Below are 19,952 nucleotides of genomic sequence, written 5' to 3'. Positions count from 1 at the left end.
TAAGGGAATGTAAAAAATTGCTTCCATATATTTTAAATCTGATTATAATTACAGTTAGAGATATTTTAAGAGCTCAAAATCTATCTTTGTCTGCAGATTTTTCAGTCAAATTTTTAATCAAAAAGCGTAGCGTATCTTCTTTAGTGCATGTAAATATGCTTAATCTCTGTTGTATGTGCGCTGCACTTTTTTCTAATCTTTTTTTTACACAGGGGGATTTTATGTCCAGAATTCCAGATATTTGACCTTTACTTTAGCTAAAAACCAATAGGCGCCTATTGTTTAACGCTAATTAAAATAAAAATTTTTCTAATATATAGAAAAATCACTGTTTACTGAAAACGGGGCAAGAAAGCTGCTAATGTCACAGAATTTTAGGTAAATGTTGTTTGCTTGACGTGCTCTCCTTACTTCAAGAAGTATTTAATATGACTACTATTATACTTATGAAATTAACCATTCAAGGCATCCGTTCAGGGGTGTGGCAAAATAAGGTAAAAGTGAATTTACAACAATAAGGCAGTGCCCAGACACTGGAATCCAGCCTTTTGTAGTCTCATTGAAAGCGTTGCTTTTAATATCTATGATTAGGTTGCTTGTGAGCACCAGTGTCAAGCACTGGGATGACATTACTTTTGCTTCAATATTTACACATTAGCCATGCATCTGAACAGATACTACTTAAGTCCTTTCAAGACAGGTTCTTAGGGTCTACAGTATAATTAAGAAAAGCCCCAGTTGTCGCTAATTTTTATTTCTACTTCAAGTGGTATAGAAATTTCTACTGCATTTTCCATTATATCTTTCATAAGTTTTGCTGTTTCTTGCACTCTGCTCTCTTCCACTTCTACAAGTAATTCATCATGAACCTGGAGGATTATTTTACCTGACTTTAACTGATCAAAAAGCCGAATCATCGCGCGTTTTATTATATCAGCGGCAGTTCCCTGCAGTGGTGCATTTATTGCTGCCCTTTCTGCAAATTGTCTTAGATAAGGAATTTTATTGTTGATGTCTCTTACAAAACATCTTCTACCAAACAAAGTCTCTACATAACCATGATTTCTCGCGATAGATACTGCTTTTTCCATATAGACCTTTATTTCTGGGTAACAAGAAAAATAGTAATTAATGTATTCAGCAGCCTCTTGAAAGGTAATGCCAAGTCGCTTTGCAAGGCCAAATGGACTAATGCCATATATAATGCCAAAATTAATGGTTTTTGCTTTGCGTCTTAATTGCTCATCTATTTCTTGCACTCCAAAAACTTGTCTTGCAGTGATATCATGAATATCTTGCCTGTTTGCAAAAGCTTCTTTAAATGCGGTAACATTTGCAACGTGTGCCAGGATTTTTAATTCTATTTGTGAATAGTCAGCAGAAATTATCTTGCAACCTTTTGGCACAATAAAGGCTTGCCTGATAAGACTACCTTCTTCGCTTCTGATAGGAATATTTTGTAAATTAGGATTGCTAGAGCTCAGCCTTCCAGTTGCAGTTGTGGTTATTGAAAAGCTTGTATGTATTCTACCATCAAGCGGATCAACCTGTTTTATTAACGCGTCAGTATAGGTACCCTTTAATTTACTTGAATGTCGCCAACTTAAAATTTTACCTGCGATTTCTGTCCCCTCCTCTTCAAGTGCCTCTAGAACTTCAGAGTTTGTGCTATAAGACCCAGATTTTGACTTTTTCTTTTTACTTAGCTCCATTTTATTAAACAAAACATCACTTAATTGTTTTGGCGATGCAATGTTGAATTTTTCTCCTGCTAAATTATGTATATCGTTTTCAAGTACAGCAATTAGCTGCTCAAACTTATCAGACAATTCCTGTAGTTTTTGAATATTGAGCAGTATTCCATTTTGCTCCATATCAAATATTACTTTCATGAGAGGTCTATCAAAGCGCTCGTAAATCGTAAAAAGTTTTTCCTGAAATAATCTTTGTGTCAGTTTCTCATGGATCGCTATTAAAATTTTTGCCGAGAAAGTTTCTACATTTTTACTTAAATTGTGTGCAATTATGTTTGGAATGCTGTGATCATGCTTACCTGTGTCAAGGCTGTATGACATGATCATCAGGTCATCAATTGAGTCTAGCACTCTCTCTATTGTAGGAAATATTTCTCTGATCTTTCTAATATCATGTACTATTTTAAGCACCCCATTTGAAAATAAAGTTGAATTTATTATAGTAAGTGCATCTTGTAGGCAGCTTTGATCTATGTAGAAAATATTATCCTCACTACAAGATAAGGAGATTTTGTTCAATCTATTGTTTTCAAAGTGGCAATGAATTGCAATTTTACCTTCATATCTGCAATGCTCCAAAAATTTTTCTAATTCTTCACTACTATATTCTATTTTCTCTTTTGTGCTAGATCCACTATAAGAAAAGAGCTTTTCTACTTTTCCTATCAATGAATTAAATTCATATTTCTTCAAAAAGGATAACAATTTTTCCATATTTGGAGGATGGACTTCATATTTTACAATATCATGTTGAAGATCTACTTTTTTGCATAGTGACAAAAGTTCTCTTGAAATTAGTGCTTTTTCCTTATTCTCAGTAAGAATATTACGAACTCTTGTTTGCTCAATGTTATTGATGTTTTCTATAATGTTATCCAACGAATCAAATTTATCCAGCAATTTAGCTGCAGTTTTTGGGCCTATTCCTGGAACGCCTGGAATGTTATCAGATGCATCTCCAGTTAGAGAAAATAAATCAAGAAGCTTATTTGAATTTACACCAAATTTTTCTATCACTTGTTTTTCATCTACGTATATATTTTTGATAGGATCAAATATTAGAATGTTGTAATTCAAAAGTTGAAATAAGTCTTTATCTGATGAGACTACTACTACTTTAAAGTCTTCGTGGTTGGCATATTTTGCAGCTAGTGTTGCAATTATGTCATCTGCTTCATAGCCTTCAATCTCTTCATAGCTGAAGTTAAAAGCTTCTACCGCTTCTCTCAGTATTGTAAATTGTGGAATTAGATCCTCAGGAGGTGTTACTCTGTTTGCTTTGTACTCAGAATATAAACTGTGCCTGAAATTTTTTTTGCCAGAATCAAGTGCTATAGTTAAGTAGTCCGAATGGGAAATATACTTCAGAACCATATTAAGAAAACCGTACACAGCACCTACTGGAATACCAGCTGTGGTAGTCAAATGATGCAAAACGTAATAAGCTCTGAAAAGAAAACCATAACCATCAATGATTGTGAAAGTTTTTTCTTTCATTGTAGATATTTATGTGTGCCTTTGATGGTCTGTTATTTAGCTATAAAAATCAAGCTCTTGTTTCCTATAGCCAAAATAATCATAATGCTATAGTTACTATAAGAAAACATATTACGTAAGGGAATTAACTATTCTGCCACAATTTTGCTCTATCACACTTGCCATATTTAATATTCCAGCTTCATCGTAATAATTTCCAATTACTTGCAAAGCAAGTGGTAAGCCTTCATTGGAAAGTCCAACAGGAACAGAAATAGCAGGTAACCCCGCTAAGCTTGCCGGCACGGTAAACACATCATTGATGCACATAATTAGCGGGTCTGGCTTTTCATTTAAGCCAAAAGCTTCTGTTGGAGCAGATGGCACAAGTATGTAATCTATTTTTTCAAACGCTTTTATAAAATCATTTCTAATTAATGCCCTAATGCACTGTGCTTTTTCATAATACTCATTGTAATGACCTGAAGAAAGCGCATAAGCACCAATTAAAATTCTCCTTTTCACTTCTTTACCAAAACCTTCTGCTCTTGTTAGCGAATACATTTCTTCAAGGGTATCAGCATCAACCCTGAATCCGTAACGTACACCATCATAGCGAGCAAGGTTAGATGAAGTTTCAGCAGAACAAATTAGATAGTAAACCGGTATCGCATATTTAGTATGAGGCAGAGTAATGTCAACAACTTCAGCACCGTTTTCTTTTAAATAGGAAGCAATTTTTTCCCAATTATGAACTATTTCATCTGAAATTCCATCCATCTTATACTCTTTTGGTATACCAATGCGCTTACCCTTAATATCACCATTTATAAAACTGGAAAATTTAGGCACTGTCCTTTTGCTCGATGTTGAATCTTTTTCATCATAGCCACAAATTATTTCAAGCATTAATGCTGAATCAGAAACGGAACGAGTAATTACTCCTGCTTGATCGAGAGAACTTGCAAACGCAATCATACCAAAACGCGAACACCTTCCATAAGTTGGCTTTATTCCAACAACTCCACAATAAGCTGCTGGTTGGCGTACAGAACCACCAGTATCACTTCCTAGTGCTCCAGCACATAAAAACCCAGCAACTGATGCTGCAGATCCACCAGATGATCCACCAGGAACAACTTTTTCTCCGTCACTTTTTCTAATCCATACATTTTTAACAGGACCAAAATAGCTGTTTGTGTTCGCAGAACCCATAGCAAACTCATCCATGTTAAGTTTACCAAGCATGGCTGCTCCATTTTTTAAAAGCAAGTTAGATACCGTAGATTCATAAGTCGGGATGAAATTTTCCAGCATTTTTGAGCATGCTGTTGTTTTTATTCCTTTTGTACAGAATAAATCTTTAACACCAACTGGTATGCCCATAAGTGGTGAAATATTATCTTTTTGTTTCAAGAAGTATTCATCTGCTATTTTAGCAGCTTTTATCGCGATTTCTGGGGTTTTTGTTACAAATGCATTTAGTTGCTCATTTTCAACTGCATTAACATGCGTCTCTACAAGCTCAACAGCAGAAAAATCCCCCCGCCTAAGTCCATCATGCATCTCTGTAATAGTGAGCCTTCTCAATTCATTCATTAATATTCAATGTTAGCGAGGCATTAATTATAACAACAATAGGACAGAAAATCTATATATTTATGATCGAAAACGGGAATACAACCGAGATCAATTCAGATTTCTGAAATGGATTGGTTAGTAGTACGTTTTAAATAGCCGGTTTGGCACACAATGCTAAGCCATAAGGGTTTAGCGTTTCTAAAATCAAATATCAACATCATGCACGTTAAGTGCATTGTTATTTATAAAGTCACGACGTGGTTCAACTATATCACCCATTAGCACCGAGAATATGCTATCTGCTTCTTCACAATCTTTTATTTCAACTTTTAGCAGAGTTCTAGTTTCTGGATTGAGTGTAGTTTCCCAAAGCTGATCAGCATTCATTTCACCAAGGCCTTTAAATCTCTGCAGAGTTAAACCTTTTTTACCATAATCCATCACTATTTTTGCGAGTGCACTTGGAGACTTTATTTTTATTTCAGTTTCTTGTGACTGTAAAAATGAATCACCATTAAATAAGTCAATTATGTTATCAAGAGAACTCAATATATTCCGTATTTCTTTACTTTCAAGCATACTAAGCGAGAATACATATTTGTCTGCTAACCCTTGAAACAATTTAGCAATGTGAATTTCCTCATCTTTTACTTCTACTTCCCAATTATATTCACTATACATCAATTTTAAATATTTTAATATCTCATCAGCAGACAATAGAGCATTCTTTTTGCTTAAAATTAGCAATGATTCTAAGAGATCTTTTGGTATTTCCCTATCATAATTTTTGCTAATGTTTGAAATACTGAGGCACTTATTCAAAACGAAACGCAAATCTTTGCCTACACCATTTAGTGTTAATCTTTTAATCGCTGAATTTACTATATACTCTTCAAAAGTTTCATCATCTTTGATATAAGTATCTTTAGCATTTTTTGTAACTTTATAGAGCGGTGGCTGCGCTATGTATAAATATCCTTTTTCAATTACTTCACGCATATGTCTAAAAAAGAAAGTTAGAATCAAAGTTCTTATATGCGAGCCATCAACATCTGCGTCTGTCATAATGATAATTTTATGATACCTAGTTTTTTCAATATCGAAGTGCTCACTCCCTATTCCAGCCCCAATTGCCGTGATCAGAGAGCCAATTTCTGCAGATGAAAAAATACGATCCAGCCCTGCACGTTCTACGTTTAGAATTTTCCCTCTTAAAGCAAGTACCGCCTGTGTTTTACGATTACGTCCCTGCTTTGCAGTACCACCTGCGGAATTACCCTCTACTATAAACAATTCCGATAACTCAGGAACTTTTTCCTGACAATCGGCAAGCTTTCCAGGTAGAGTTGCAATATTAATATTGTTTTTATTTTTAACTAACTCTCGTGCTTTTCTTGCTGCTTCTCTTCCTTTTGCTGACCTAATCGCTCTTTCTACTATACTTGCTGCTAACTTGGGGTCAGTTTCAAGTATTGTACTCAACTTGTCAAAAACTATGCTCTCTACAACTGCCCGCGCTTCAGAACTGACCAATTTATCTTTTGTCTGTGAAGAAAATTTAGGATCAGGCATCTTGAGAGATAAAACACAAGTTAAGCCTTCTCTAACATCTTCTCCAGTCAAATTCACTTTTGCCTTCTTCAAAAAACCTTCATTGTTTGCATAGTTATTGATACATCTGGTTAGTGCAGATCTAAACCCTGCCAAATGCGTACCACCATCCCGTTGTCTTATATTATTTGTGAAGCATAGCATATTCTCATAGTAGGAATCATTCCACTCCATTGATATTTCTACACTGGTACCTAGATCTTTTACATCATCTCTAATGCTGGCAATTTTAGTAACATGTGTCTTATTCTTGTCTAAGTACCGTACAAAATTAGCTGTACCAAAATTATCTTCAGACTCTTTACTATCGTTAAAATGAGACTTTACATGTGGTTTATTACGGAGATCACACAAAATGATCTCAATATTTGAGTTTAAAAATGCCAATTCTCTTATGCGACTCTCAAGAGTGGAGTAACTAAAATCAATACTACTAAAAGTCCCCGTTGATGGCATAAACGTTACTCTAGTTCCTCTTTTATTTGTGTTTTCATTAATTACCTTTAAAGATTCAACAGACTCACCATCTTCAAAGCGTATGAAATATTCCTTCTTATTGCGCCAGATGGTTAATTCCAGCCAACTCGATAACGCATTAACAACTGAAATTCCAACACCATGTAATCCTCCAGAAACCTTATAGGTATTGCTGTCAAATTTACCTCCTGCATGCAATTGGGTCATTATTACTTCTGCTGCTGATATTCCTTCCTCTGCATGAATATCAGTTGGAATGCCACGACCATTATCGGTTACAGATACTGAGCCATCTTCATTTATGCTAACTTCAATCTTACTACAATAACCAGCTAAAGACTCATCTATCGCATTGTCAACAACCTCGTACACCATATGGTGCAGACCAGATCCATCATCAGTATCACCAATGTACATACCTGGACGCTTTCTTACAGCATCAAGACCTCTTAGGATTTTTATTGCATCAGCGTTGTAGTTACTTTCCATGGAATTGCTTTATTTATAAATATTAATTAATATTACATTTGTATGTGCTGATTAGCAACATCTTTAAGTTGAAAGAAGGATCCTTGACATATAGATAAAACATAACATATCACCTACACGAAGTGGTTTTACATGTTATTTCAATACATAAACTTAAGTTCAAATAATCATACAAAACTCTGCTTCATATTTCAAGATAAATGGCTACAATCAAATACAATTTACCTTCTTCTTTCAATTGGACTTTCTAGCTCAACACAGGATAAGTTGCTCATACACTCTTCTAATATTTCATTCTTTTTATCATTGTTTAATCTATTGCTGAACTCTTGACACCTTCTCTCAAGAGCTGAATGCGTAGTCATAATATACCTTACTGTTTCAGATGATAACTCTGGTAACTCGCTACGGATCCTTTCTTGTTCTGTTCCAGAGAAATTGGTGAAATTGGCTCTGGCCATTTCAGGGAATTTTTGTGTGATCGTTTCTTTTATCATTTCTCTAGCCTCTTCTCCATCGAGTGTAATAACCACTGATGGATGTAAGCCAGATAAAGACTCAAATAATTTATTGTATGTTCCACCTGCACAACTTTGACCTTGATTACCGTAAGTTGTTGCAGCGTCTACAAGACCTTTTAAAAACATATCTTTTCTGTTTTTTATGTCTTCATCATTCAAAGGAGTTCTTTGATTTTCTGTCCCTGTATTTCTATCATTGCAGGCTTTCCAACATAAAATAGCTGCTTGCTTTAGTGTTAACTTACTATGATTGTCTTTAAAATTATCTCCTGTTCTATTGATAAATCTTAAGCATTCAAGTGCATGAGATTTATCGCCTTCTGTAAATTCATTTGACTGTTTGATGTACTCTTCAATGTCGGTTGTGTTGCCTCTATTTAGCTGTACATAGAATTCATCTTTGCTTAAATTCTCTTTATACTTTTCTATGAGTCTATCAACACTCAAGTTTATACTAGCAACTGCACTTGGGTCATGAGTAGTTTGTGCCATAAAAGGAATGGCTGCTAAATCTTGAAAGAAAATAGGCCTTTCTTCCTCTGGAATTTGTTGTATTAAATCGTTAAACTGCTGTATTTCTTCAATGAGTGATTTGTTTAGCAACCATAAGCACAATATAGGCAGTACCAAAAGCACACAGGAATTAATAATGTGTATAATTAAAAAAATGCTTAATGTTATTCTAATAACATTTTTTGGCCACGCTGATAATCTTTTTTCATTTTCCCTTGGTTTGAAAAAATAATTTACTAATGATAAATACAAAGAGAGCTGTACAAGAAGAAAAAATGAAGGAATCATACTTACTAATAAAACTATATTAATGAATCTTTTAATTTTATTAGTGTTGTTGTAAGCATTTTGCACTCTTTCTATTAAAGCCTGTACTCTATTTCTATTTTGCTGTTGATTATTATTTTGACCTGCAAACATACCCTATTCTAACATTAATATATCATACTATAGAAAGAATGTAAATAAAGCAAGAAACTTATCAACTACCTGTAAAAAGCTTTATTTTTGCTTGATAGGAGGTTCTATCTTTGTACTTTCTACATTATTGAGAGTACTGCCTGTTTTTTGTGCAGCAATTTCTTGAATACCTTTCACAACAAAATACACTACTAGTGCTAAACCAAGAGTTATAATAGTTAGCGTAACTAATGCCGCTAACTGAACTTTTATCTCTAAACTTGTTTTTGCTTTATTCTCTCTTAGGAATCGAGCCATGTCTTGATCGTTTTCCCGCATCTCAATATCTAAAGGAGTAAGCCCCTTTCCATTTTTTATATTAACGTTTGCTCCTTGCTCTAAAAGAAGCCTCGTTTTTTCTATATTACCTTCTTTTACTGTACGAAATAGACGACTTTCACCCTCTATCTTCTCAATGTCTGCTCCATATGATCTAAGTACTTCAATGGCCTCTTCATTTCCACTATTGAGTGCAATATCCAAGGCATCCATTCCAGCTTTATTTTTGTGGTTGATAAAATTCTTCAACCGATCTCTACCAAAGCTTTCTATATATTGTTTAATGATGAGTTCCACTACTTTTCCAGGACAATTATTAGCAGCAGGAAAAAGTATTGTGTTGTTATTATTATCTTTTTTCGTTATGTCTGCTTTGAGTTTATTTATCAAATACTCGATAACTTCTACTCTGCTATCATCCTTTGCTTCAGTGCATTGTCTAATAGCTAAAAATAAAGCTGTCCGCCCATTATTATCAATATCTTCAATATCCTGTCCCTTATCAACTAAGGCTTGTATTACACTTTTATTCCCATATAAAGCAGCAAGGTGAAAAGGTGTATGTCCTTCAGTGCTTTCCCTTTCATTAATTAACGCACCATTGCTAGCTAGCAATTCTATAAACTCTGGCGTGTTTGCAAAAATTGCTAGGTGCATTGGTGTTAAGTCATCTTTGCCATGATTTCCAGTTTTTGCGTTAACGTTTGCTCCGTTATTTATCAGCAATTTCGCTATTTCAAACTGCTTATACCCGATAGCAACATGCAGTGGCGTACAATTACGTTCATAATTATCATTGACGTTTGCACCAGACTTTATTAGTAGCTCTGTAGCTTCAATATCACCCATCCGAATTGCAGAGTATAAGGAAGGAGATTCATCTTTTTCTATTTCCCCTGTCATACGAAATTGCGAACATATTAATTCATAGATTATTAAGGATTATTATTAAGTTTTTATTAAAATTACATTAATAATAGTTAAAAAACTTCAATTTTTATTAAAAAATTTACATCTATCAGCGATTTTATAAGCAAATGTTTATATAATAATTCGAAAAGTGAAACAGTAAAAAAAAGCTTTTCATGAGAAATTATAAATGATAAATTGTTAATAATGAATTATTGAGAATAAGTTATGTGCTTTGGTTTGCCTAACATAAACAGAGAAGGTTATTTATTTATAGTTGTTTCCTTTATCGTAACATGTATAGCATTCTCTATATCTTGGGGAGCTGGAATTACTTGCTTATTTCCAACGTTATTATGTACCTATTTTTTTCGTGATCCAGCAAGAGCTGTACCAAGCAATAAGGATTTTATATTAAGCCCCGCTGATGGTGTGATTTCAAAGATAGAAGAAGTTAGTTACTCTTTATCAGAAGAAAATGAAGAAGAAAAGAAATTTACACTTGTCAGCATATTTCTAAGCGTTTTGAATGTCCATGTGAATCGTATACCAATATCTGGTACGATAAAGGAAATGAACTATAAAAAAGGCAAGTTTGTTTCTGCAATGAGTAATAGATCCAGTAATGAAAATGAAAAGCAGATTATTGTGATTGAATATGAAAAGGGAAAAGAAATCATTGTGGAACAAATAGCTGGATTTATTGCACGCCGCATTGTTTGTAATTTGAGGACATCTCAGAGCGTAAAAGCAGGTGAAAGATTTGGAATTATAAGATTTGGTAGCAGAGTAAATATTTATATTCCTATTGGTATAGAAGTAAGAGTTTCAGAAGGACAAACTGTTATTGGCGGTGAGACAGTTATAGCAGATTTTAATAAACAAGAGAAGCTTACTTTTGATGTTATATGAATAATGATGAAAGTAACAGTAAATCCTTACCTATTACCAAGTTATTTCCAAATTTTATAACTTTACTGGGTTTATGTGCTGGCCTTACTTCACTTAAATTCACATTTAATGAACAATGGGAATTTTCAGCAATTTTTATTATCATTGCAGCAATAATAGATGGAATGGACGGCAGGATAGCCAGAATTTTAAAATCAACTAGCGATTTTGGAGCACAACTCGATTCTTTTGCAGATTTTCTAAATTTTGGTTCAGCACCTGCTTTTCTTTTATATTTTTGGAAGTTAAATGAAATTAAAGTTGTAGGATGGATTTTAGTAATGATATATGTAATCTGCATATCAATAAGACTTGCCAGATTCAATGTTTCGTTACATTCAGAACAATTATACTGGAAAAAATTTTTCTTTTCCGGCGTTCCAGCTCCTGTATGCGCTTTACTTGCTCTGTTACCAATAATTATTACCTTTCAATCTCATGAGAGTGAATACTTACTTCTTATAGAGCAATTTTTTAACGTAAAGAATACAGCTTGTTACTTTTTGGCCATTTCATTTTTTTCGATAAGTCATATTCCAACTTTCTCTGCAAAGTACATTTATGTTCCTAGAAGCCTATCCTATATATTTGTGTCGTTTTTTGGAATATTGATCATACTGTTTATAAGCAAGCCCTGGATAACACTACCAATTTTAGGGGCATTGTATATACTTACTATTCCAATAAGCACTGGACTTTATATATACTACACATATAAAACTCATTAGATATATAAAAGTAGTGAGCAGCATGATTGTAAAAGCAACTGATCTATTAAACTCTTTTTTATATATAAAGATATTCAACATACCATTTATAATTATTTGGGTAATTGCAACTGGGGTTTTTTGTACGATTCGATTCAAATTCATTAACTTTAGGTTGTTCAAATATGGGATACAAACACTATTCAACCTAGAGAGCCATAATAATAACGGCATAATCACCCACATTCAGGCATTTGCAACGGTAATTTCAGGAACAGTTGGTCTTGGAACAATATCAGGAGTTGCAATAGCTATTACAATAGGGGGGCCAAGTGCAGTTTTTTGGATGATAATTACCGGAGTACTTGGCATGTCAATAAAATTTGCTGAAGTAGTGCTTGCATTTACTCATCGCTCTGAAAACACAACTGGTGGGGCTTTTTATTATATGGAACATGGATTTGCAAAGATTGGATTTATGAAGACTGGCAAATTCCTTGCATTTATCTACGCAGTTATGCTGCTTGTTGCAATGATTCTAGGCGGCATACCATTTCAGGCAAATCAAATTGCAGCGTTGTCAAGTAACTTATTTGAATACAACACATCTGTTATTATCTCGCTATTTGTATTAATTGTAATACTGGGAGGAATAAAGCGAATTGCTTTAGTTGCAACAGGTTTAGGGCCGATCATGATAATGTTATATATAGGCATGTGTATATATTTAATCTGTGTAAACGGAAATAATCTACTGAATGCTCTATCTATAATATTTCAAGATATCTTTAACAAATCAGCTATAGGAGGTGGAGTATTGAGTGGATTAATAGCAGGGGTAAGAAGGTCAGTGTTTGCTAATGAAGCAGGTACTGGAACAGCAGCTATAGCACATTCGATTGTAAAAGAGAAAGACCCAGTTAAAGTTGGAAGTGTTGCAATGATTGCACCATTTGTAGACACAATATTAGTCTCATTTTTGACTGGTATTGTGATAATTATCACCGATATGCATATCACTAATACCGTAGGTGATATTACGTTAGTTAGCTCAGCATTTTCAACAGCCTTACCTTTATTTAGCAAGCTAGCTCTTCCGCTGATAATGTTTTCCTTTGCATTTTCCACAATAATAGCTTACTATTACTACTGTGAAGTTGCCCTGTTATACTTATTTGGTAACAAAAAAGTACTGATATTGTTCCAAATTCTTATAGTGGGTTCAGTGTATATCAGTTGTATGTCAAAAAATATAGAATTTATATCTTATTTAGGCGATAGCCTGTTTATGTGCCTTATGATTCCAAATGCTGTTGCGATATATCTACTGAGAAGGGAAGTCTTAAATACAATAGATTCTTATTACAAAAGGTATTAAACATGATTTATAGAATGCTTTATATAGTGTTATTTTGCCTACCATTTAATGATGTATACGCTGCTTCAGTTTTTCATAAAAGTTATGACACTGCATTAAATGGAGTAAGCAACTTCATGAATGAAGTGTTGTTTTTCAAGATCTTTCACGTACCATTTATAATTCTTTTATTGGCCTTTGGTTATATATTTCTAACACTACGTTTTAGATTTCTCAACATAAGGATGTTTAAGCATGCGTTCGCTATTTTATGTGGAAAATATGACACAGATCATCATGATGGTCACATTACGCATTTTCAGGCATTTGTAACCGCGCTATCAAGCACAGTAGGTCTTGGAACTGTTGCTGGTGTTGCAATTGCAATTTCAATGGGAGGGCCAGGAGCGGTACCTTGGATGATGATCACAGGCTTTTTTGGTATGTCTGCAAAGTTTGCTGAAGTAACTTTAGCATTCAGACACAGAACAGAAGGCCAGGAGCAGTTATTCAGTGGTCCCTTTCAATATATAAGAAATGGACTAGAGGAATTTGGATTTAAGAAGCTTGGTATTGTGATAGCTGCAATATATGCAGTGTTTTTTGTATTGTCAGGTCTTGGTGGAAGTGTAGCATTTCAGACTAATCAAATGGTTTCAATATTATCTGGCTATTCAAGCTGGATAGATAGTCATCCTTGGGTTCTTTCCTTCATAATTTCTACATTACTTGCTCTAGTGATTATCGGTGGAATCAGGAGAATAGCTAGAGTATCTTCTGCACTAGTGCCTATTATGTCACTCATATATATTTTGAGTTGTTTCACGATTATTGCATTCAATATTCACAATTTTAGCAATACATTAAAAATATTGTTTTCCAGTATGATAGACTTCAATGCTGTTGGTGGTGGAGTAGTAGGAGCATTTGTCGCTGGGATTCAAAGGGCAATTTTTGCCAGTGAAGCAGGTGTTGGTTCTGCTGCAATTACTCACGCTGTAGCTAAAGATGAGGAGCCGGTTAGGACTGGTCTAGTTGCTATGATAGAACCATGCTTTGATACAATGTTAATTTGTTGTTTGACAGGAATAACAATAGTAATAACAGGCGCATACCAGACTGGCATTGGCGAGGGAATATTGATCACCCAAAAAGCATTTGAAACAGTTTCTTCTTGGTTTCCTATACTTTTAACCATCGCTGCGCCTTTGTTTGCGTTTTCCTCAGTAATTTCATTTGTATATTGTTGTGAAATGGGATGGCTGTATTTGTTTGGTGTAAAAAGTGTAGTAATATATCGTATAGCGGTGGTAGTAGTTTCATTTTTGTCAGGTTTGTCTAAAGATATAATGGCTATTGCTAATATTGGTGGGGCTTTATTCTCTTGTTTAGCACTCATCAATATGACAGCACTTATACTGTTTAGCAATCAGATTAACAATGAAGTCCAATGTTATCTAAAAAGGCTAAGGAATAACAAAATTAGCTAGATTTCTGCTATGATAGAGATATTTGTAGTCTTTGTATTATCTTACATATTAGGTTCAATACCGTTTAGCTTAATTATTGCAAAAATAAATGGTATAAATTTAAGAGAAGTAGGTTCAGGAAACATTGGTGCTACAAATGTTGCAAGAACAGGAAATAAGAGACTTGCTGTCCTCGCATTATTTTTAGACTCTTTGAAAGGATTTGTCGGGGTTTATACAGCACAACAATTTTGTGATAATAACGATTTTTATATATATGTATCTGCAATTTTAGCAGTTCTAGGGCATATGTTTCCTATTTGGCTAAGGTTCAATGGAGGAAAGGGGGTTGCAACAACTTTGGGAGTTTTAGTAGCACTTAACATTTCTATAGCATTAGCATTTGTATTTGTCTGGCTAATAGTATTTTTTATCTTTCGGTACTCCTCTCTTGCTTCCTTGGCTGCTAATGCAGCAGCTGTTATAGCATCTTTCTTTTTTCAAAAGGAGTTATTCCTTATACTACTCACTGTAGCGATATTAATTTTCTTGAAGCATTACAAAAATATTGCAAATCTTCTGCAAGGCAGAGAGCATAAGTTTCTATAAGCAATGAGATGTTAAATCACTGACACTTAAACTACGAGATAAACGTGTCCGTTCAGCAGAGCGGCAAAATAAGGTAGACAAAGCAAGATAATAAAGATAATCATAGGGTAAATATGAGGTAATATGGTAAACCTTTTAGAACTCTGCAAAAATTTACAGCAAAAAATAGAAAAGTTAGAAGCAAAAATAGAAAGATTGGAAAGAGAGAATGAAAGTTTAAAAGCAGAGCATGAGGCTTTAAAGATAGAGAACGCTGAATTAAAGGAAAGGCTAGGTTTAAATTCAAAAAACTCATCAATTCCCAATTCAAAAGAATTATACAAAATGAAAAAGGAAAAGCCAAAAAGCGAAAGAAAGATTGGTGGTCAAGTTGGGCATAAGGGTAATTATCGTGCTAAAATGGAAGCAGATGAGGTGATAAAGATAGAGTTGTCACCTACTTGCGAATGCGGAGGGAAGATTGCAATATGCGAAAAACCTTATATTCATCAGAAAGTAGATCTTCCGGAGATTAAGGCTTATGTAATGGAATATCAGTTGGAACATGGCCGTTGTCAGAGATGCGGAAAAAGAAGAAGTAGCAAGTTACCAGAGGGTGTTACGCCAGATACATTTGGCCCAAGGGTTAAGTCAGTAGTTGCAGCACTCAGTGGGTTTTATAAAAATTCAAAGCGCGAAGTAGCTAGCATCATAAATGATATCTTCAATTTGAACATAAGCGTCGGTAGCATATCAAATAGTGAACATAGAGTTGCTTCAAAATGCAAAAAAATGTATGAGCAGATCGAACAAGAGATAAGTAGGAGTAAAGTTCTACATATTGATGAAACGAGCCATTATAACAAAGGTAAACTCGCTTGGTGTTGGATGTTTGCAAGCAATACGGCAAGTTTTGTGAAGTTGACAGAGTCAAGGGGAATGAAAGTTTTAAAAAATAGTGTATGCTGCAATCGTAATAGCTTGGTAGTAACCGACAGATATGCAGCATACAACTACTTTGCTGATGAAAGAAGGCAAATCTGTTGGGCACACTTAGCAAGGGATTTTGAAAGATTAGCGCATAGTTGGAAATTTGAAGTTAAAGTTCTGGGCTGTTACTTGAGAAATGTAGCCACTGAGTTATTTGCACTGAAAAAAGCTTTACTAAAAAATGAGATAGATGTTTCAAGATTTATTAGACGTGCCAAGAAATTGCGAAAACGTACAAGGTATTATTTGAAGGAAATATCTCGCTTACCTGAAGCAATTGGAGCGTCTCGAGTTGCAAAGAATATTTTGAAATCTGAAAGAATGATGTGGAAATTTTTAGATGACCCAGAAAATACTCCGCTGACAAATAATCACGCTGAACGGCAAATACGGCATTATGTCGTTTATCGCAAAAATTCATATTTTACACAATCAGAACGAGGAAACTCATTCCTTGAGCAAATAATTTCGTTATACTTAACATGGAAACAGAGGAGGCTAAACCCTTTTCACAATCTTCTATCTATCGTTTCTTAAACCACTCTGCTGAACGGATACAGATAAACTGCTTGATGGTATTATTTTATCTTCTTTATTTAAGATTGTAATTTTTACTCTTGTTATACTCTCTACTTCTTGAGGTATTAAAAATTCATCTTCAATGAATCTTTGCTTCACTTCTTGTATTTTTTCATAAAGTGTGGTTACATTGCGCTTATTTTGATTATAAATATCTTCAATCTCTATCTCTAGCCTGTGTGAAGCTTCTTTTTTTAACATGTTATTTATCACTGCTTCTGTTATTGCTAGCTTTTCTTGCAGAATTTTCTTTATTTCTTCTTTATCGTCTCTGCTATTTTTACTCAGTTCCGTGTATACCCTATAACACCTTTTCTCTAGTGGTAACGTTCTTAAACTATCTAACATTCTGGCCACTTGACCCTTAATAGTCTTCTTGGCTTTCAATTTTAATTCTTTTACTTCTTCTTTTATTATTTTGCTAGCTATTCTCTTAGCTTCAGTTAAAGATGAGTCCTTGAGAAAAAAATCTGTTCTAAGTAAATTTTGGTTTAAAAGCTCCAAAAAGACTTTTCCTTTGATGTTTTCGAGTTGATCGTCTAAACCATCCCCCTGTAGTTTATTTGTTATGTGCTGAGACAGCGCAAAGTGCTCTAATTTATTTAACTTTACAGAGTTAATATTTTTCATTAACGTCAGCACAATTTGTTCACTATATTGAGAAGTAAAACTCAGTAAATTTCTCATTAAGGAAATACTTACTTCTGCAATAAAATCATCAACTATTTTTTGACTTTTATCATCTTCATAATTATTTTGGGCGTTATGCCAAGCCCTAAGAATTTCTTTACTGTTCTTCTTATTTTTTAGCCTGTCTAACATAAACTTACGTGCTTCATTTTCTGCTTCTGTAAGGAGCATTTGTCTAGGTGGTGTAAATTTAATCTCTGGATCGGAATGAATACCCTCTAATGTACTTAACATTCTGTAGATAACACCAGTAAAACATGTGTTAGGAATTCGTTCTTTTCTAGAGAAAGTTTGGCTATCTAGTAAATTTGCAATCAACGCGTCTTTTTTATTTTTTACAGCTTCTCTATCTCCATCATTGCAGGCTCTAAGAACTAACAGAAGAATTTGTCCACCAGTGAAACCAGAGCTATGTTTCTCATTACCTTTGCAAAAATCTTGCAAAAACATTACTAATTTTCCCTTATTCTCATTACTAAATGGTTGGCCATCAAGCATATGTAAGTGATTTATATATTCAATAAACTCTTTAAATCCCTCATCATTAATAGCGTCTTCTGGTACTGGATCATATTTGCGTATTAACTTACCAATATTATTACTAATATCGTCATTCAATTGATGGGGCAGTAAATGCTCATAAGTACCATCAAACTTATTTGTCATACTGCGAGTATTTTCTTTTATGCCTTCTAAAAAGAAACTTATAGCAGCTTTGAGTAACGTAAATGGATTAAAATCCTTTGGCCTTAATTCACTTTGTAATAGAATTAAAACCATTGCAAGTGGTATTGTTGCAAGTAACGAAACAAGTAGAAAAGTAATTGTAAAAGTTAGATATGTTACAGAAGCAAAAAATAAAAGGAAAGATGCTATCTTAATTTTATTTTTCTCAAAAAATATTTCCCAATATTCCTTTTTACTTATTTTTTCCTGCTTTGCAGCTTTTATGTCTTTATAAACGTAAAAAGTTTTTATTTCAGATCTAAAAAACAATGTGGCAAAAGATAAAAAGACATTGGCAGGATTAACTAAAATGCTTAAAGAAACAAAAGCTGCGAAGTAACTTGCTGTCTTTAATCTGTAAGAATCCTTTCCAGGAAATTGTATTTGGGAAACACCTATCATAGCCTACTCTCTATAATATTATGATATTGTAGTAATAACAAATAGCCTATAGATGTCAATGCTTAAGTATTTTACTGTCTACGCACTCATCGTATTCAATTTCAACTGTAGAGTGCGCAATTTCGAACCTATTTAATAGTATTTTTTTTATCTCATACAAAATATTAGTGTGTTGTCCATTTTGCTTTATCTTGGCATGCATAGTAAGTATAAAATAATTATCAGATAGTGACCATGCATGTATATGATGCACATCTATCACTTCAGGTAACTTAGATACAATCTCACTTTTTATCTCCTCAGCAGATACACTCTCAGGTGTACCTTCAAGGAGTATATGGCAAGAATTCTTGAGAATTTTATAGCCACTGTTTAAGATTATTACACTGACAAATACTGACAAAATAGGGTCCACTATTTGCCATCCGGTAAACATGATAATTATGGATGCAAGTATAGCAGCTACAGAACCTAAAATATCTCCGATAACATGCAATACAGCACTTTTTATGTTTATATTACTTTCGCATTTACTATGTAATATAAAAAAGACTATAATGTTAGAGATCAGGCCAAGTGTGGCAATTATTAGCATTACTTTCCATTCAACATTGACCGGACAAATGAATCTCTTTATTGATTCAATGATAATGACTGCTGCAATGAAAAATAGAGTTAAACCATTAACAAATGCTGCAATTATCTGCAATCTGTGATACCCATATGACCTCTGTAAATCAGATTTCTTAGCTGAAAATTTGTGCGCTACCCAGCTTAAAATCAAGGCAAAAAGATCAGTGAGCATATGCCCTGCATCTGATAACAGAGCAAGCGAGTGTGAAATTACTCCACCTACTATCTCCATAAGCATTGTTATTGCGACTATTATTATGGAATAAATTAAGCGCTTGGACTCCGCTATTGAGTGTTTGCCATTGTGCACTGCTGTCATATAAAATCTTTTTATGAGCAAAAAAACGTGGGTAACACTGGGCTCGAACCAGCGACCCCTTGCACGTCAAGCAAGTGCTCTACCAACTGAGCTAATTACCCATCTTAACCTTAGTATAGTGCTTCAGTGAAATGAAAGTCAATTTGCTTTTAGACTTCTTGCTGAATGAAACTCCTTGACAAACCTTCCCACTTTCCTTATCATACCAATAAGAGTACTTATCCTTATTTTTGATCCTCGCGGGTTCAACAACAAAAATTCAGTAAAAAACTCAGATATTTATTGGCAAATTACATAAAAATTATAGCGGCTTTTTTTATTTTTTCTACATTCAGCCAAATCGCGCTTGTTAGCACATTATTACAACGCCAATTTACATTATTAAAACTCGCTACTAGGGGATTCTTTTGCCTTTTTTTCGTTTGGTAAATTTCTTAATATTTACAATTCCGTTACTTGTTAGCAGCTACGT

Annotated in this window: 12 protein-coding genes, 1 tRNA gene and 1 pseudogene; 6 read left to right on the top strand and 8 right to left on the bottom strand. The window is 34.0% G+C overall.

Going from position 1 to position 19,952, the window contains the following annotated elements; genetic code table 11:
* Positions 1–722 precede the first annotated feature (722 nt).
* From polA to ACE38P_RS06780, 5 genes and pseudogenes are all read right to left on the bottom strand, one after another.
* Positions 723–3,251, bottom strand: coding sequence for a DNA polymerase I (gene polA, locus ACE38P_RS06800; protein WP_374699747.1), 2,529 nt, complete (start codon positions 3,249–3,251; stop codon positions 723–725).
* Positions 3,252–3,362: 111 nt separating this feature from the next.
* Complete coding sequence (gene gatA / locus ACE38P_RS06795) at positions 3,363–4,829, bottom strand: Asp-tRNA(Asn)/Glu-tRNA(Gln) amidotransferase subunit GatA (RefSeq protein WP_064085246.1); 1,467 nt, start codon at positions 4,827–4,829, stop codon at positions 3,363–3,365.
* A gap of 186 nt (positions 4,830–5,015) precedes the next feature.
* Entirely contained in the window at positions 5,016–7,388 is a 2,373-nt protein-coding gene (gyrB, locus tag ACE38P_RS06790) for a DNA topoisomerase (ATP-hydrolyzing) subunit B (RefSeq protein WP_264686681.1), read from the bottom strand.
* A gap of 221 nt (positions 7,389–7,609) precedes the next feature.
* Positions 7,610–8,842, bottom strand: a complete 1,233-nt coding sequence (locus ACE38P_RS06785; RefSeq protein ID WP_374699746.1) for a hypothetical protein — start codon at positions 8,840–8,842, stop codon at positions 7,610–7,612.
* 450 nt (positions 8,843–9,292) lie between these two features.
* Positions 9,293–10,063 (bottom strand): annotated as a pseudogene (locus ACE38P_RS06780) (ankyrin repeat domain-containing protein); the annotation flags it as partial.
* 234 nt (positions 10,064–10,297) lie between these two features.
* Here ACE38P_RS06780 and ACE38P_RS06775 point away from each other — a divergent pair.
* The 6 genes from ACE38P_RS06775 (at position 10,298) to tnpC (ending at position 16,668) form a co-directional block, all read left to right on the top strand.
* A complete protein-coding gene (locus ACE38P_RS06775) occupies positions 10,298–10,981 on the top strand; it encodes a phosphatidylserine decarboxylase (protein ID WP_374699745.1) in 684 nt (227 codons plus the stop codon).
* A complete protein-coding gene (locus tag ACE38P_RS06770) occupies positions 10,978–11,748 on the top strand; it encodes a CDP-alcohol phosphatidyltransferase family protein (RefSeq protein ID WP_064086015.1) in 771 nt (256 codons plus the stop codon). The genes ACE38P_RS06775 and ACE38P_RS06770 overlap by 4 nt, the downstream gene beginning before the upstream one ends.
* A 22-nt stretch (positions 11,749–11,770) precedes the next feature.
* The gene (locus tag ACE38P_RS06765; protein ID WP_374699744.1) at positions 11,771–13,105 is read left to right on the top strand and encodes an alanine/glycine:cation symporter family protein; all 1,335 of its coding nucleotides are present in this window, start codon (positions 11,771–11,773) and stop codon (positions 13,103–13,105) included.
* Positions 13,106–13,107: 2 nt separating this feature from the next.
* Positions 13,108–14,574 carry an alanine/glycine:cation symporter family protein gene (locus ACE38P_RS06760; protein ID WP_374699743.1) on the top strand — a complete coding sequence of 489 codons (1,467 nt, stop codon included), beginning with the start codon at positions 13,108–13,110 and terminating at the stop codon, positions 14,572–14,574.
* 9 nt (positions 14,575–14,583) lie between these two features.
* Positions 14,584–15,162 carry a glycerol-3-phosphate 1-O-acyltransferase PlsY gene (gene plsY / locus ACE38P_RS06755; RefSeq protein WP_374699742.1) on the top strand — a complete coding sequence of 193 codons (579 nt, stop codon included), beginning with the start codon at positions 14,584–14,586 and terminating at the stop codon, positions 15,160–15,162.
* Positions 15,163–15,285: 123 nt separating this feature from the next.
* The gene (gene tnpC, locus ACE38P_RS06750; protein ID WP_374699286.1) at positions 15,286–16,668 is read left to right on the top strand and encodes an IS66 family transposase; all 1,383 of its coding nucleotides are present in this window, start codon (positions 15,286–15,288) and stop codon (positions 16,666–16,668) included.
* Here tnpC and ACE38P_RS06745 read toward each other — a convergent pair.
* The 3 genes from ACE38P_RS06745 to ACE38P_RS06735 all read right to left on the bottom strand — a co-directional run bounded on the left by ACE38P_RS06745 (position 16,651) and on the right by ACE38P_RS06735 (position 19,581).
* The gene (locus ACE38P_RS06745; protein ID WP_374699741.1) at positions 16,651–18,528 is read right to left on the bottom strand and encodes a hypothetical protein; all 1,878 of its coding nucleotides are present in this window, start codon (positions 18,526–18,528) and stop codon (positions 16,651–16,653) included. The genes tnpC and ACE38P_RS06745 overlap by 18 nt on opposite strands.
* Positions 18,529–18,583: 55 nt before the next feature.
* Positions 18,584–19,480: a cation diffusion facilitator family transporter gene (locus tag ACE38P_RS06740; RefSeq protein ID WP_250120286.1), complete on the bottom strand. Its 897-nt coding sequence runs from the start codon at positions 19,478–19,480 to the stop codon at positions 18,584–18,586.
* Positions 19,481–19,508: 28 nt separating this feature from the next.
* Positions 19,509–19,581 (bottom strand) — tRNA-Val (locus tag ACE38P_RS06735).
* Positions 19,582–19,952 lie beyond the last annotated feature (371 nt).

This window comes from Wolbachia endosymbiont (group A) of Limnophora tigrina, from assembly GCF_964263225.1.
Classification (GTDB): Bacteria; Pseudomonadota; Alphaproteobacteria; order Rickettsiales; family Anaplasmataceae; genus Wolbachia.
Note: the sequence above shows the minus strand (reverse complement) of the source record. Positions and strands in the feature narration are given on the sequence as shown.

Excerpts from the sequence above, each read along its gene's own strand:
- gatA (WP_064085246.1), bottom strand. The coding sequence starts at position 4,829 with ATGAATGAATTGAGAAGGCTCACTATTACAGAGATGCATGATGGACTT.
- plsY (WP_374699742.1), top strand. The coding sequence starts at position 14,584 with ATGATAGAGATATTTGTAGTCTTTGTATTATCTTACATATTAGGTTCA.
- ACE38P_RS06745 (WP_374699741.1), bottom strand. The coding sequence starts at position 18,528 with ATGATAGGTGTTTCCCAAATACAATTTCCTGGAAAGGATTCTTACAGA.
- ACE38P_RS06775 (WP_374699745.1), top strand. The coding sequence starts at position 10,298 with ATGTGCTTTGGTTTGCCTAACATAAACAGAGAAGGTTATTTATTTATA.
- ACE38P_RS06785 (WP_374699746.1), bottom strand. The coding sequence starts at position 8,842 with ATGTTTGCAGGTCAAAATAATAATCAACAGCAAAATAGAAATAGAGTA.
- gyrB (WP_264686681.1), bottom strand. The coding sequence starts at position 7,388 with ATGGAAAGTAACTACAACGCTGATGCAATAAAAATCCTAAGAGGTCTT.
- ACE38P_RS06740 (WP_250120286.1), bottom strand. The coding sequence starts at position 19,480 with ATGACAGCAGTGCACAATGGCAAACACTCAATAGCGGAGTCCAAGCGC.
- ACE38P_RS06765 (WP_374699744.1), top strand. The coding sequence starts at position 11,771 with ATGATTGTAAAAGCAACTGATCTATTAAACTCTTTTTTATATATAAAG.
- tnpC (WP_374699286.1), top strand. The coding sequence starts at position 15,286 with ATGGTAAACCTTTTAGAACTCTGCAAAAATTTACAGCAAAAAATAGAA.
- ACE38P_RS06760 (WP_374699743.1), top strand. The coding sequence starts at position 13,108 with ATGATTTATAGAATGCTTTATATAGTGTTATTTTGCCTACCATTTAAT.
- polA (WP_374699747.1), bottom strand. The coding sequence starts at position 3,251 with ATGAAAGAAAAAACTTTCACAATCATTGATGGTTATGGTTTTCTTTTC.
- ACE38P_RS06770 (WP_064086015.1), top strand. The coding sequence starts at position 10,978 with ATGAATAATGATGAAAGTAACAGTAAATCCTTACCTATTACCAAGTTA.